The organism is Achromobacter sp. EB05 (assembly GCF_044232075.1).
Classification (GTDB): domain Bacteria; phylum Pseudomonadota; class Gammaproteobacteria; order Burkholderiales; family Burkholderiaceae_B; genus Achromobacter; species Achromobacter dolens.
Genome location: NZ_CP155917.1, coordinates 3,266,135 through 3,280,942, shown reverse-complemented (window position 1 = coordinate 3,280,942; position 14,808 = coordinate 3,266,135). Strand labels below are relative to the sequence as shown.

The following is a 14,808-nucleotide window of genomic DNA, read 5'->3' as shown; positions in this document are numbered from 1 at the left end:
CGGCGCTCTTGGAGAAACGCAATGAGTCATTTTCTGGACCGGTTGAAGTTCATGTCGCGGGTGAAATCCACCTACGCGGACGGTCACGGGGCGGTGGTCAATGAAGACCGCAAGTGGGAAAACGCCTATCGCGCCCGCTGGCAGCACGACAAGGTGGTGCGCTCGACCCACGGGGTCAACTGCACCGGCTCGTGCTCGTGGAAGGTCTACGTCAAGAACGGCCTGATCACCTGGGAGACCCAGCAGACCGACTACCCGCGCACGCGGCCGGACCTGCCCAACCACGAGCCGCGCGGCTGTCCGCGTGGCGCGTCCTATAGCTGGTACGTCTATTCGGCGCAGCGCGTGAAGTACCCGATGATGCGCGGCCGCCTGATGGAAATGTGGCGCGAGGCGCGCAAGACCATGGACCCGATCGCGGCCTGGGAATGGATCAGCCAGGACCCGGCGCGCGCCAGGCGCTACAAGTCGGTGCGAGGGCTGGGCGGCTTCGTGCGCACGGACTGGGACACGGCCACCGAGATGATCGCCGCCGCCAACGCCTACACCATCAAGAAGTTCGGCCCCGACCGCCTGATCGGCTTTTCGCCGATTCCCGCCATGTCGATGGTCAGCTACGCCGCCGGCGCCCGCTACCTGAGCCTGCTGGGCGGCGCCTGCCTGAGCTTCTACGACTGGTATTGCGACCTGCCGCCGGCCAGCCCGCAGATCTGGGGCGAGCAGACCGACGTGCCGGAATCGGCCGACTGGTACAACTCGACCTACCTGATGGTGTGGGGCTCGAACGTGCCGCAGACCCGCACGCCCGACGCCCACTTCTACACCGAGGTCCGCTACAAGGGCACCAAGACGGTGGCGGTGTCCAGCGACTTCGGCGAAATGGTCAAGTTCGGCGACATCTGGCTGGCGCCCAAGCAGGGCACCGACGCCGCGCTGGCGATGGCCATGGGCCATGTCATCCTCAAGGAATTCCACCTGTCGGGCGCCTCGGCCTATTTCCGCGACTACGTGCGGCGCTACACCGACATGCCGATGCTGGTCCTGCTCAAGGAGCGCGACGGCTTTTATGCGCCCGACCATTTCCTGCGCGCCTCGCAGCTTGACGGCGCGCTGGGCGAGCAGAACAACCCCGACTGGAAGACGCTGGTATTCGACGAAACCAGCGGCGACCTGGTGGCGCCCAACGGCAGCATCGGCTTTCGCTGGGGCGAGGGCGCGGTCAACGGCGGCGAGAAGGTCGGCCGCTGGAACCTGGAAGCGCGCGACGGCGGCAGCGGCCGCGCCATCGAGCCGCGCCTGAGCCTGGCGGACAGCGCCGACACCGTGGTCGGCGTGGGTTTCCCGTACTTCGGCGCTGAGCACGACGAACTGCTGGTGCGCAACGTGCCGGCGCGCCGCATCCGCCTGGCCGACGGCAGCGAGGCCCTGGCGGCCACGGTGTACGACCTGCAGATGGCCAACTACGGCCTGGATCGCGGCCTGGGCGGCGGCAACGTGGCCACGTCCTATGACGACGACGTGCCCTACACCCCGGCCTGGCAGGAAAAGCACACCGGCGTGCCGCGCGCGCAGGTGATCCAGGTGGCGCGCGAGTTCGCCCAGAACGCCCACGACACCGAGGGCAAGTCGATGGTCATCGTCGGCGCCGGCCTGAACCACTGGTACCACATGGACATGATTTACCGCGGCATCATCAACATGTTGATGATGTGCGGCTGCGTCGGCAAGAGCGGCGGCGGCTGGGCCCACTATGTGGGCCAGGAAAAGCTGCGGCCGCAGTTCGGCTGGGCGCCGCTGGCGTTCGCCTCCGACTGGGTGCGCCCGCCGCGCCAGATGAACGGCACGTCGTTCTTCTACGCCCATACCAGCCAGTGGCGCCATGAAAAGCTCAACGTACAGGAAGTGCTGGGCCCGACCGCCGACCGCGGTCGCTATGGCGACCTCAGCATGATCGACCTGAACGCCCGCGCCGAGCGCATGGGCTGGCTGCCGTCGGCGCCGCAGTTGCGCACCAATCCGCTGGACCTGACCGCGCAGGCCGAAGCTGCCGGCAAGGACCCGGTGGCGCACGCCGTCGAGCAGCTCAAGTCCGGCGAACTGCGCATGTCCTGCGAAGACCCGGACGATCCCGCCAACTTCCCGCGCAACATGTTCGTGTGGCGCTCGAACATCCTGGGCTCCAGCGGCAAGGGCCACGAGTACTTCCTGAAGTACCTGCTGGGCACGCAGAACGCCGTCTTCGGCGACGAGGCCGACGCCATCAAGCCGGTCGAAGTCAATTACCAGGAAGACGCGGCCGAGGGCAAGCTCGACCTGCTGACGGTGCTGGACTTCCGCATGAGCACCACCTGCCTGTACGGCGACATCGTGCTGCCGACGGCCACCTGGTACGAGAAGGACGACCTCAACACGTCCGACATGCACCCCTTCATCCACCCGCTGAGCGAAGCGGTGCAGCCGCTCTGGGAAAGCAAGACCGACTGGGAGATCTACAAGCTGCTGGCCAGGAAGTTCAGCGACATCGGCGGCCCCTACCTGGGCAAGCGCCGCGACCTGGTGCTGACGCCGCTGATGCATGACACCCCGGGGGAACTGGGCCAGGCCTTCGAACCCAGGGACTGGAAGCTGGGCGAATGCGACCTGGTGCCGGGCAAGACCGCGCCCAACATGACCGTGGTCGAGCGCGACTACAACGACATCTACCGCAAGTTCACCTCGGTCGGTCCGCTGCTGGACAAGCTGGGCAACGGCGGCAAGGGCATCAACTGGAACACCGAGCATGAAGTGGGCGAGCTGGCCGGCATCAACGAGCGCGTGGCCGAAGCTGGCGTGAGCCAGGGCCGGCCGCGGCTGGACAGCGCCATCGACGCCGCCGAAATGATCCTGACCTTCGCGCCCGAGACCAATGGCCACGTGTCGGTCAAGGCCTGGGAAGCGCTGGGCAAGATCACCGGCCGCGACCACACCCACCTGGCGGTGGGCCGCGAGCACGACAAGATCCGCTTCCGCGACATCCAGGCGCAGCCGCGCAAGATCATCTCGGCGCCGACCTGGTCGGGCCTGGAAAGCGAAGAGGTCAGCTACAACGCCGGCTACACCAACGTGCACGAGCTGATCCCGTGGCGCACCCTGACCGGCCGCCAGCAGTTCTACCAGGACCACCGCTGGATGCTGGACTTCGGCGAGGGCTCGTGCGTCTACAAGCCGGCGATCGACACCAAGACCGTGGCGCCGATGCTGGGCCGCTATCCCAACGGTGAAAAGGAACTGGTGCTGAACTGGCTGACGCCGCACCAGAAGTGGGGCATCCACAGCACCTATTCCGACAACCTGCGCATGCTGACCCTGAGCCGCGGCGGTCCCCACGTGTGGATCTCCGAGGCCGAGGCCAAGCAGGCCGGGCTGGTCGACAACGACTGGGTCGAGGTGTTCAACGTCAACGGCACGCTGACCGCGCGGGTGGTGGTGAGCCAGCGCGTGCCGGTCGGCATGTGCCTGATGTACCACGCCCAGGAAAAGATCGTGAACGTGCCGGGCGCGGAGACCAGCGGCAAGCGCGGCGGCATCCACAACTCGGTGACGCGCACCGTGCTCAAGCCGACCCACATGATCGGCGGCTACGCCCAGCAGGCCTACGGCTTCAACTACTACGGCACCGTGGGCGCCAACCGCGACGAGTTCGTGGTGCTGCGCAAGATGAAGAAAGTGGACTGGCTGGAAGGCCCGCTGGTCGAAGATCCCGCCGTCCAAACGCAACAGGAAGAGAAGCAATCATGAGGATACGCGCCCAAATCGGCATGGTGCTGAATCTGGACAAGTGCATCGGCTGCCACACTTGCTCGGTCACCTGCAAGAACGTCTGGACCAGCCGCGACGGCGTCGAGTACGCCTGGTTCAACAACGTCGAGACCAAGCCCGGCATCGGCTATCCCAAGGAATGGGAGAACCAGGAGAAGTGGCAGGGCGGCTGGCGCCGCACGGCGGCCGGCAAGCTGGAACCGCGCCAGGGCGGCAAGCTGCGCATCCTGGCCAACCTGTTCGCCAACCCCAACCTGCCGCAGATCGACGACTACTACGAGCCGTTCACCTTCGATTACGAGCACCTGAAGAACGCGCCGCTGTCGCAGACGCCGCCCACCGCGCGCCCGGTGTCGGTGCTGACCGGCAAGAAGATGGACAAGATCGTCTGGGGTCCGAACTGGGAGGACGACCTGGGCGGCGAATTCGCCGCGCGCAGCCGCGACGCCCTGTTCGAGGGCGTGCAGAAGGAGATGTACTCGACCTTCGAGAACACCTTCATGATGTACCTGCCGCGCCTGTGCGAACACTGCCTGAACCCGGCCTGTGTCGCCAGCTGCCCGTCGGGCTCGATCTACAAGCGCGAGGACGATGGCATCGTGCTGGTCGACCAGGACAAGTGCCGCGGCTGGCGCATGTGCATCTCCGGCTGCCCGTACAAGAAGATCTACTACAACTGGCACAGCGGCAAGGCCGAGAAGTGCACCTTCTGCTATCCGCGCATCGAGGCCGGCCAGCCGACCGTGTGCTCGGAAACCTGCGTGGGCCGCATCCGCTACCTGGGCGTGATGCTGTACGACGCCGACCAGATCGAGCGCGCCGCCGCCGTCGGCAACGAGCAGGACGTGTACGAATCGCAGCTGGACTTGTTTCTGGACCCGCATTCGCCCGAGGTGATCGCCGCGGCGCGCGAGCAGGGCATCCCGGAATCGTGGCTGGAAGCCGCGCGCCAGTCGCCGGTCTACAAGATGGCGGTGGAGTGGCGCGTCGCCTTCCCGCTGCATCCGGAATACCGCACGCTGCCGATGGTCTGGTACATCCCGCCGCTGTCGCCGATCCAGACCGCGGCCGAGGCCGGCAAGATGCCGCAGCGCACGCTCGGCACCAGCGCCATGATCCCGGACGTGGCCAGCCTGCGCATCCCGGTGCGCTACCTGGCCAACCTGCTGACCGCGGGCAAGGAAGCCCCGGTGCTGCAGGCGCTGGAGCGGATGCTGGCGATGCGCGCCTACAAGCGCGCCGAGACCGTGCACGGCGAACACGACACGGCCCTGCTGGAACAGGTCGGCCTGTCGGAAGAAACCGTGCAGGACATGTACCGCATCATGGCCATCGCCAACTACGAGGACCGCTTCGTGGTGCCCAGCAGCCACAAGGAAATCGTCGAGGACAGCTTCAACGAGAAGGGCAGCTGCGGCTTCACCTTCGGCAACGGCTGCTCGGGCGGCATCTCGGAAGGCACGCTGTTCGGCCGCAAGCCGCAGGGCAGCGAGATCTTCATCGACATGCCGAAGTCGCGCAAGAAGGCCGCGGCCTGAGACCGGAGAACATCATGAGCCTTTATCGACTGCTTTCCGCGCTGCTCTGCTACCCCGAACAGGAGCTGCTCGACGCCCTGACCGAGGTCGAGGGCGCGCTGGCCGCCTATCCGGAAGCCGAGGAAACCCTGCAGCCGCTGATCGGCCACCTGGCCAGCCAGGACCTGATCGCGCTGCAGGAAGCCTACGTCGCCACCTTCGACCGCAACCGCGCCCATTCGCTGCACCTGTTCGAGCACGTGCATGGCGAAAGCCGCGACCGTGGCCAGGCCATGGTCGACCTGCTCGAGACCTACCGCCAGCACGGCTTCGAGCCGGTGGTGTCGGAACTGCCGGACCACGTGCCGCTGTTCCTGGAGTTCCTGGGCGTGATCGACCCGGCCGTGGCGCGGGACCTGCTGGACGACGCCATCCACGTGCTGGCCGCCATCGGCTCGCGCCTGGCGCGCAACGAGAGCCCGTACGCCAGCGTCTTCGTCGTGCTGCGCGGCCTGTCGCGGGTTACGCCGCGCGAACAGACCGCGCCGCCGGTGCGCGACATGGACGAGGCCATGGAGACCTTCGGCGCCGGCGCCGACGGCGTCGAGCCGCTGCTGCGCCCGTTCTCGGGCGACGGCGCGCAGGCCGTGCGCTTCTATCCCCGCGCGCCGGTCACCCGCTAATTTCCAGGACACGCATCATGAATTCCCTGAACCAGTTCTTCTTCGGCATCTACCCCTACATTGCCCTGACGGTGTTCCTGCTGGGCAGCCTGGCGCGCTTCGAGCGCGAGCAGTACACCTGGAAGACCGACAGCTCGCAGCTGCTGCATCGCGGCCAGCTGCGGCTGGGCAACATCCTGTTCCACGTCGGCATCCTGGGACTGTTCTTCGGCCACCTGGCGGGCCTGTTGACCCCGGTGGCGGTGTGGGACACGCTGGGCGTGTCGCACACGCTCAAGCAGACCGTCGCCATGGTGGCCGGCGGCGTCATGGGCGGGCTGTGCCTGATCGGCCTCTTGATCCTTATCCACCGCCGCCTGAGCGACCCGCGCATCCGCAAGACCACCCGGCCCGGCGACAAGCTGTTGCTGCTGTGGATCCTGGTGACGCTGCTGCTGGGCCTGTCGACCATCGCGCTGTCGGCCGGCCACATGGATGGCGAGATGATGGTGCGCCTGATGCACTGGGCGCAGCACATCGTGACCTTCCGCAGTGGGGCCGCCGACTTTGTGGCCGAGGTGCCGCCGCTGTTCAAGGCGCACCTGTTCATGGGCCTGACGCTGTTCGTGATCTTCCCGTTCACGCGCCTGGTGCACGTGTGGAGCGGCTTCGCCTCGGTCGGCTATCTGGGCCGCGCCTGGCAACTGGTGCGTCCGCGCTGACCCGAGGAGGCCGACATGCCTGTGACGATCAATGGCGTCGAACTGACCGACGCCGACATGGAACAAGAACTGCCGCTGCACGCGGACGCGCCCAACCCGATACGCGCCGCCACCACGGCGCTGGTGCTGCGGCGGGTGCTGCGGGACGAGGCGGCGCGGCAGGGATTGGACCTCGCCTCGGAAGACGACGCCATCGGCGCCTTGCTGGCCCGCCAGGCGCCGGCGCCCGAGGCCGACGAGGCCGCCTGCCGCCGCTACTACCAGGCCAACCCGCAGCGCTTCATCGTGGGCGAGCTGATCGAGGCCGACCACATCCTGTTCCAGGTCACCCCCGGAGTGAACCTGGACCTGCTGCGGGCCCACGCCAGCGCGGTGCTGGCCGACCTGCTGGCCGATCCGTCCGGTTTCGCCGAGGTCGCGCGGCGACAGTCGAACTGCCCGTCGGCGACGGTGGGCGGCAACCTGGGGCAACTGGGGCGCGGCGACACCGTGCCCGAATTCGAAAAGGCCGTGTTCTCCCTGCCGGCCGGCGGCCTGCTGCCGCAGGTGCTGGAAACCCGCCACGGACTGCACATCGTGCGCGTGACGCGGCGCATCGAAGGGCGCCTGCTGCCGTTCGAGCAGGTGCGCGAATCGATCGCCTCGGCCCTGGCCGCCGCCAGCCGCGACACCGCCTGGCGCCAGTACGCCAGGCTGCTGGTGGAGCGCGCCGACGTGCGCGGCATCGACCTGGGCGGCGCCGAGGACGACCGGGTGTTCGGGAGCCCGTCATGACACCCGCGCCCGCCCTGGCGGTGGCCCCGGCGGCCCCGGTCGCCGCCATGGCGTCCGCCGCGCCGCGGGGGCTGATCGACGGCTTCGGCCGCCGTATCGACTACCTGCGGGTCTCGGTCACCGACCGCTGCGACCTGCGCTGCGGCTATTGCATGCCCAAGGGCTTCAAGGGCTTCGAGGAGCCCGCCAACTGGCTGCGCCACGACGAGATGGCGCGACTGGCAGGTCTGTTCGCCGGCCTGGGCGTGCGCCGCGTGCGGCTGACGGGCGGCGAACCGCTGCTGCGCCGCGGCGTGGCCGACCTGGCGGCGGCGATGGCCGCGCTGCCAGGGGTGGACGACCTGTCGCTGTCGACCAACGGCACCCAACTGGCGCGCCATGCCGCCGCGTTGCGCGCGGCCGGCGTGGACCGTCTCAACATCAGCCTGGACACGCTGGACGCGGCCGCGTTCGGCCGCATCACCGGCCGCGATTGCCTCGACGCGGTGCTGGCCGGCCTGCGCGCCGCGCGCGAGGCCGGTTTCGCGCCGATCAAGCTCAACAGCGTGGTGCATGCCGCCACGCCCGAGGCCGACGTGCGCCGGCTGCTGGACTACGCGCTGGCGCAAGGCTTCATCCTGCGCCTGATCGAGCCGATGCCGGTGGGCGATTGCGGCCGCCGCTATGCCCATGCCGACCTCGGCGAGCTGGGCGCGCGGCTGGCGGCCGACGCCGGCCTGGTGCCGGCGCTGGCGGGGCAGGGCGCGGGCCCGGCGCGCTACTGGAGCAGCGGCGGCGGCGCGCCGGTGCTGGGCGTCATCACGCCCATGTCGCGCCATTTCTGCGCCGCCTGCAACCGCGTGCGGCTGGGTGTGGACGGCACCCTCTACCTGTGCCTGGGCCAGGAAGACCAGGTGCCGCTGGGGCGGCTGCTGCGCGAGGGCGCCAGCGACGCCGACCTGGAACGGGCGATCCGCGCCGGCATCGCCGCCAAGCCGGAACGCCACGAATTCACCACCCGGCCCGAGCGCATCGTGCGTTTCATGTCGCAGACCGGAGGCTGAACCATGCGCGACATCGAACGGCTGGTGGACGGCTTCCAGCGCTTCCAGCATCAATACTACGAAGCGGCGCCGTCGTTGTACCGCAACCTGCGCGACGGCCAGCACCCCAGCACGCTGCTGGTGGGCTGCTGCGATTCGCGGGTCGATCCGGCCATGCTGCTGGGCTGCGACCCGGGCGACATCTTCACCGTGCGCAACGTCGCCAACCTGGTGCCGCCGCCCGACCGCGACCAGGGCCACCATGGCGTGCTGGCGGCGATCCAGTTCGCGGTCGAGCAACTCAAGGTCAGCCGCATCATCGTGCTGGGCCATGCCCAGTGCGGCGGCATCCGCGCGCTGATGGAACGGCCGGCGCGCGGCGATGGCGAACCGGACTACCTGAACCGCTGGATGGATATCGCCGAGCCGGCGCGCCAGCGCGTGTTGAGCGACATGCCGGCGGCATCGCTGGCGGAGCACCGGCGCGCCTGTGAGCAGGCGTCCATCCTGATCTCGCTGCGCAACCTGGAGGCGCTGCCGTGCGTGCAGCGGCGCCTGCAGGCCGGCGACCTGACCCTGCACGGCTGGTACTTCGACCTGGTGGCGGGCGCTTTGCTGGCATACTCGGCCCGGGCGAACGCGTTTCTGCCCATCGTCTGTCCCTTGTTCACGGAGCCCGCATGACCCCCGTTTTCGGCATCGCCGGCCGCTCAGGCAGCGGCAAGACCACCCTGATCGAGGCCATGCTGCCGCTGCTGGGCGCGCGCGGCCTGAAGGTCAGCGTCATCAAGCACAGCCACCACGATTTCGAAATGGAGCCGCCCGGCAAGGACAGCGCGCGCTTTCGCCGGGCCGGCGCGCAGGAAGTGATGGTGGCGTCGCCGTTCCGCTATGCCATCGTGCACGAGCTGCGCGGCGCGTCCGAGCCGTCGCTGGCCGAGCAGGTGGCCCGCCTGGCGCCGGCCGACCTGGTGCTGGTGGAGGGCTTCAAGCAGGCCGCCATTCCCCGCATCGAGGTCTACCGCCCGGCGCTGGGCAAGCCGCCGCTGCATGCCGAGGACGGCGGCTTCCTGGCCATCGTGTCCGACGCGGCGCTGGACACGGATCTGCCCTGCCTGCCGCTGAACGATCCGGCGGCGGTGGCCGATTTCATCGTCCGCGCGGTGGGGCGGGGCTGAACGAAAGGACTACACTTGATCCGGTAAACCGCGCCGCGCGCCGTCGCCGGCCACCGCCGCCACGCCCATCCACCCGCCAGTCCTTCCCGATGTCCATGCCCGATCCCTCCGCCGACGCCCACGGCCTGCCGTCGCCGCGCCACCGGCTGTCGACGCGCATCGTCGCCAGTTCGCTGGTCGCGTTGATCGTGGTGCTGGGCATGATCGGCCTGACGCTATGGCTGTCGTGGCAGTTGGAAGGGGCGGGCGCGGCCATCAACGACACCGGCAGCCTGCGCATGCGCGCCAACCGCGTGGCGGTCGAGCTGATGCGGCCCGAGGCCGGGCGCCAGGCGCGCACGGAGGAGCAGGTGCGGCTGATGGACGACACCATCGCCCGCCTGGCGCGCGGCAACCCGGCGCGGCCGCTGTTCATTCCCAACGACCCGCTCATCCGCCGGCACTGGGCGGGCGTGGCCGACTACTGGCGCGACATCATGCGGCCGGCGGCGATGCGCGCCATCGCCCGCGACGACGCGGCCGAGTACCTGCGGACGCTGCCCGATTTCGTCGCCCGCGCCGACGAACTGGTGCGCATGATCGAACAGGACAACGCCGGCAAGACCACCTCGCTGCGCCTGTCGCAGGGCGTGCTGGCGGCCATCGCCAGCGCCGGCACCCTGGCCATGATCTACCTGCTGTACCTGTGGATCATCGCGCCGGTGCTGCGCCTGCGCGACGGCCTGCAGCGCATGGCCGCGCGCGAATTCAGCACCCGCCTGCCGGTCGAGAGCCAGGACGAATTCGGCGTGCTGGCGCGCGGTTTCAACCGCATGGCCGATGAGTTGCAGAGCCTGTATGCGGGGCTGGAGCAGCGCGTGGGCGAAAAGACCGCGCAGCTCGCGGCGCAGAACCGCGACATCGGCGCGCTGTACGACATGGCGGCATTCCTGAACCAGCCCAACGACATCGAGGCGATGTGCCAGGGGTTCCTGCGCCGCGTCATGCTGCAGTTCGACGCCGAGGGCGGCAGCATCCGCGCGCTCGACCCCGACAACGAAAAGCTCAACCTGGTGGTGTCGGTGGGGCTGTCCGAGGAACTGGTGGAATCCGAGCACTGCATGCGGGTCGACGACTGCTACTGCGGCGTGGCCACCCGCCAGGCCGGCGTCATCGTGATCCAGGATCTGCGCCAGGCGCCGTCGCAGGCGGAGCTGAACTGCCAGCGCGACGGTTTCGCCAGCGTGGCGGTGTTCCGCATCGTCACGCGCGACGAGGTGCTGGGCTCGTACTCCCTGCATTTCCGCCAGCCGCGCAAGCTGGCCGCGTCCGAATCGCAGTTGCTGGAAACGCTGGGGCAACTGCTGGGCGTGGCGCTGGACAACCGCCGCCTGGGTGCCCAGGCGCGTCAACTGGCGGTCGTGCAGGAGCGTGGCCTGGTCGCGCAGGGCCTGCACGACAGCCTGGCGCAAGGCCTGAATTTCCTCAACCTGCAATTGCAATTGCTGGACGCCGCCGTCAAGCGCGGCGACCAGGCCGAGGTCGAGGAGATCCTGCCGCTACTGCGCACCGGCGTGGACGAAAGCTACAAGGACGTGCGCGAACTGCTGACCAATTTCCGCGACAAGCTGGGCCAGGGCGACCTGAAGACGGCCATCGAGGACACGGTCGAGCGCTTCCGCCGCCAGACCGGCGTGCGCACGGAGCTGGCCTTCAGCCAGGGCGTCGGCGCGCCGCTGGCGCCGGAGCAGCAATTGCAGGTGCTGTTCATCCTGCAGGAAGCGTTGTCCAACGTGCGCAAGCATTCCGAGGCCGACCGGGTCGACGTGGTGGTGCGCAACGACCGCGACTTCAACCTGCTGATCGCCGACAACGGCCAGGGCTACGATCCGGACGAAGTGGCGCAGCGTGGCGAGGCCCACATCGGCCTGCACATCATGCGCGAACGCGCCGCCCGGATGCATGCCTTGATTACAATGAAGTCCCGGCCCGGCGGCGGCACGCGCATCGCGTTGACCTTGCCCGACGCCGAACGCCAGGCCGCCTGACCCATCGAGACCATGCCCATCCGTATCCTGCTCGTCGACGACCACACCCTGTTCCGCTCGGGGATGCGCCTGCTGTTGCAGCGCCAGCCCGATTTCGAGGTCGTGGCCGAGGCCGGCGACGGCGTCGAGGGTCTCAAGCGCGCCAAGGAACTCAAGCCCGACGTGGTGCTGCTCGACCTGAACATGCCGGGCCTGTCGGGGCTGGAGACGCTGCAACTGCTGACCCAGGATCTGCCTTCCTGTGCGGTCATCATCCTCACCGTGTCGGAAGAGGCCGACGAACTCGGCCAGGCGCTGCGCGACGGCGCGCGCGGCTACCTGCTCAAGAACATTGACGCCGAGGCGCTCACCACCGCCGTCCGCCGCGCCGCCGGCGGCGAGCCGGTCATCGCCGAAAGCATGACGGCCAAGCTGGTCGAGCAGTTCCGCGGCCAGGCCAGCCTGGCCGCGCAGGCGCCGGCGGGGCAGGCCGAGCGCCATCGCCTGACGGCGCGCGAACGCCAGATCGTGCAGTGCCTGGCGCGCGGCGCCAGCAACAAGGTCATCGCGCGCGAACTCGACGTCAGCGAAAGCACGGTCAAGATCCATGTGCAGAACGTGCTGAAGAAGCTCAACCTGACCAGCCGCGTGCAGGTGGCGGTCTACGCCGTCGAACACGGGCTGCACGGCGACGATCCGGTCTGACGGCGCCGCGCCGGCTCGCGCTGGCCGCGCGGTTTGATCTGCGACAAGGCCACGGGCCGCGCCGGCCCCTAGACTGGCCGGCATGCAAATCCGAACCACTCCCCTGGAACTGGTGGCGCCGGCCGGCAGCCTGGCCGCGCTGAAAGCGGCGGTCGAGGCCGGCGCAGACACGGTCTACCTGGGCCTGAAGAACGCCACCAACGCCCGCAACTTCGCCGGGCTCAATTTCACCGAACGCGACATCCGCGCCGGCGTCGAACTGGCGCACAGCCGCCAGCGCAAGGTGCTGTTCGCCATCAACACCTTCGTGCAGGCCGGCCGCGGCCAGGAATGGCGCGAGGCGGTCGACGCCGCGCACGGGCTGGGCGCGGACGCGGTCATCATGGCCGATGCCGGCCTGCTGGCCTACGCCCGCGACCGCTATCCCGACCTGCGCCTGCACCTGTCGGTGCAGGGCTCGGCTACCCACACCGACGCCATCGAACTGATGAAGGAGCAATTCGGCATCCAGCGGGTGGTGCTGCCGCGCGTGCTGACGCTGGCCGAGATCGCCCGCATCTGCGCCAACGTCAGTGTCGAGGTCGAGGTGTTCGGCTTCGGCAGCCTGTGCGTCATGGCCGAAGGGCGCTGCCTGCTGTCGTCGTACGCCACGGGCGATTCGCCCAACAACAAGGGCGTCTGTTCGCCCGCCGGCGCGGTGCGCTGGGTCGAGCAGGACGGCCGCCTGGATGCGCGCCTGAACGGCATCCTGATCGACCGCTATGGGCCTGGCGAGGCCGCCGCCTATCCGACGCTGTGCAAGGGGCGCTTCGAGGTCGAGGGCCACGCCGACCACGCGCTGGAGGAACCCACCAGCCTGAACGCCATCGGCCTGTTGCCCAGACTGGCCGAGATGGGCGTGGCGGCCATCAAGATCGAAGGGCGCCAGCGCAGCCCGGCCTACGTCACGCAGGTGGTGTCCACGCTGCGCGCCGCGCTCGACAGCGCCCACGGCGACCCCAATCGCTATTCCCCCCGCCCCGAATGGAACGCCATGCTGGCGCGCCATGCCGAGGGTTCCCAAGTCACGCAAGGCGCATTCGAACGTCCATGGAAATGAATCCCAAGGCTTTCCGCATCTCGGTCGGCCCGTTGCTGTACTACTGGCCGCGCCAGCGCACGCTGGCGTTCTACGCTGAACTGGCCGACAGTCCGGCCGATATCCTTTACGTCGGCGAAACCGTCTGTAGCCGGCGCCATGAACTGCGCGCCGACGACTGGCTCGACCTGGCGCGCGACCTCGCGGCCGCCGGCAAGGAAGTGGTGCTGTCCGGCCGCACCCTGATCGAGACCGGCGCCGAGGCCTCGGCCCTGCGGCGCCTGTGCGAGCAGCAGGATTTCATGGTCGAGGCCGGCGAGGCCGGCGCCATGCGCCACCTGGGCGGCCGGCCGTTCGTGGCCGGTCCGCACATGAACGCCTACCACGGCGGCACGCTGGAATGGCTGGCCGCGCGCGGCGCGACCCGCTTCGTCGCGCCGCTGGAAATGCACGTCAATGCGCTGGCGCGGCTGCTGGCCGAGCGGCCGGCCGGGTTGCAGGCCGAGATCATGGTGTGGGGCCGCATGGCGCTGGCGTTCTCGGCGCGCTGTTTCACCGCGCGCCACTTCCGGCTGAAAAAGGACGAGTGCGGCTTTCGCTGCATCGAGCATCCCGACGGCCTGGACATGCGCACGCGTGAATCGCGCGAGTTCCTGGCGATCAACGGCATCCAGGTGCAGTCGGCCGCCTGTCTCGACCTGCTGGACCAGGCCGCATACCTGGCCGACATGGGCGCCGACGTGCTGCGCGTCAGCCCGCAGTCGGCCGGCACGCTCGAAGCCATCGCGGCGCTGGACGCCGCGCGCGGCGGCCGCGCGCCGGAAGCGGTGCAGCCGCCGGCCGGCATCAGCCGCTGCAATGGCTATTTCCATGGACAGGCGGGGATCGCCTGGCAGGAGGCGCTATGAGCGACAGCCGATTCGCCGTGCCGGGTCTGGTCGCGCGCCTGGGCCGGCGGCTGCCCGCGCCGCTGGTGTCGCTGCACTTCGTCGCCGGGCTGGAGTTGGCGCGGCGTTTGAACTGGCTCAGCCCGCCGCCGGAACTGGAGGGCCGCAGCTTCGCCATCACCATCGAGGACCTGGGCCTGTGCAGCCGCTTCACCGTGCGCGGCGGCGTCTTTCGACCGATGTGGAACCGCGAGGCCTGCGAGCTGGCGCTGGGCGCGGGCGTGGCGGAACTGCTGGCCCTGATGCGCGGCGAGACTGATGCGGACACCTTGTTCTTCCAGCGTCGGCTGCGCATTTCCGGCGACACCGAACTGGGGTTGATCGTCAAGAACTGGCTGGACGCGGCGCCGCGTCCGGCCTGGCTGGAACGGCTGGGCGCAGGGGTGCAATAGGCGTGGC

At 69.0% G+C, this 14,808-nt stretch carries 13 protein-coding genes; all 13 read left to right on the top strand.

Annotation, left to right across the window (positions count from 1 at the left end; genetic code table 11):
• The first annotated feature begins 21 nt into the window (after nucleotides 1-21).
• The 13 genes from AAID08_RS15035 to AAID08_RS14975 all read left to right on the top strand — a co-directional run bounded on the left by AAID08_RS15035 (nucleotide 22) and on the right by AAID08_RS14975 (nucleotide 14,801).
• On the top strand, nucleotides 22-3,777 hold the full coding sequence (locus tag AAID08_RS15035; protein ID WP_395756544.1) for a nitrate reductase subunit alpha: 3,756 nt from the start codon (nucleotides 22-24) through the stop codon (nucleotides 3,775-3,777).
• Complete coding sequence (gene narH / locus AAID08_RS15030) at nucleotides 3,774-5,336, top strand: nitrate reductase subunit beta (protein WP_395756543.1); 1,563 nt, start codon at nucleotides 3,774-3,776, stop codon at nucleotides 5,334-5,336. Before AAID08_RS15035 ends, narH begins: the two co-directional genes overlap by 4 nt.
• Before the next feature lie 14 nt (nucleotides 5,337-5,350).
• A complete protein-coding gene (gene narJ / locus AAID08_RS15025) occupies nucleotides 5,351-5,998 on the top strand; it encodes a nitrate reductase molybdenum cofactor assembly chaperone (protein WP_054504256.1) in 648 nt (215 codons plus the stop codon).
• Nucleotides 5,999-6,015: 17 nt separating this feature from the next.
• Nucleotides 6,016-6,699: a respiratory nitrate reductase subunit gamma gene (gene narI, locus AAID08_RS15020; protein WP_175204546.1), complete on the top strand. Its 684-nt coding sequence runs from the start codon at nucleotides 6,016-6,018 to the stop codon at nucleotides 6,697-6,699.
• A 15-nt stretch (nucleotides 6,700-6,714) separates the two neighbouring features.
• Nucleotides 6,715-7,473, top strand: a complete 759-nt coding sequence (locus AAID08_RS15015) for a peptidylprolyl isomerase (protein ID WP_175204545.1) — start codon at nucleotides 6,715-6,717, stop codon at nucleotides 7,471-7,473.
• 47 nt (nucleotides 7,474-7,520) lie between these two features.
• Complete coding sequence (gene moaA / locus AAID08_RS15010) at nucleotides 7,521-8,516, top strand: GTP 3',8-cyclase MoaA (RefSeq protein WP_372412997.1); 996 nt, start codon at nucleotides 7,521-7,523, stop codon at nucleotides 8,514-8,516.
• A gap of 3 nt (nucleotides 8,517-8,519) precedes the next feature.
• A complete protein-coding gene (locus AAID08_RS15005) occupies nucleotides 8,520-9,179 on the top strand; it encodes a carbonic anhydrase (RefSeq protein WP_395756542.1) in 660 nt (219 codons plus the stop codon).
• Nucleotides 9,176-9,673, top strand: a complete 498-nt coding sequence (gene mobB, locus AAID08_RS15000; RefSeq protein WP_175143834.1) for a molybdopterin-guanine dinucleotide biosynthesis protein B — start codon at nucleotides 9,176-9,178, stop codon at nucleotides 9,671-9,673. Before AAID08_RS15005 ends, mobB begins: the two co-directional genes overlap by 4 nt.
• An 89-nt stretch (nucleotides 9,674-9,762) precedes the next feature.
• Nucleotides 9,763-11,700 (top strand): type IV pili methyl-accepting chemotaxis transducer N-terminal domain-containing protein, encoded by a 1,938-nt coding sequence (locus AAID08_RS14995; RefSeq protein ID WP_144657516.1) that lies wholly within the window; start codon nucleotides 9,763-9,765, stop codon nucleotides 11,698-11,700.
• A 12-nt stretch (nucleotides 11,701-11,712) separates the two neighbouring features.
• On the top strand, nucleotides 11,713-12,384 hold the full coding sequence (locus AAID08_RS14990; protein ID WP_116791128.1) for a response regulator transcription factor: 672 nt from the start codon (nucleotides 11,713-11,715) through the stop codon (nucleotides 12,382-12,384).
• Nucleotides 12,385-12,466: 82 nt separating this feature from the next.
• Nucleotides 12,467-13,483 (top strand): peptidase U32 family protein, encoded by a 1,017-nt coding sequence (locus tag AAID08_RS14985; RefSeq protein ID WP_054504250.1) that lies wholly within the window; start codon nucleotides 12,467-12,469, stop codon nucleotides 13,481-13,483.
• On the top strand, nucleotides 13,480-14,370 hold the full coding sequence (locus AAID08_RS14980; protein ID WP_116791129.1) for a U32 family peptidase: 891 nt from the start codon (nucleotides 13,480-13,482) through the stop codon (nucleotides 14,368-14,370). The genes AAID08_RS14985 and AAID08_RS14980 overlap by 4 nt, the downstream gene beginning before the upstream one ends.
• Nucleotides 14,367-14,801: an SCP2 domain-containing protein gene (locus AAID08_RS14975; protein WP_395756541.1), complete on the top strand. Its 435-nt coding sequence runs from the start codon at nucleotides 14,367-14,369 to the stop codon at nucleotides 14,799-14,801. Before AAID08_RS14980 ends, AAID08_RS14975 begins: the two co-directional genes overlap by 4 nt.
• The last annotated feature ends 7 nt before the right edge of the window (nucleotides 14,802-14,808 follow it).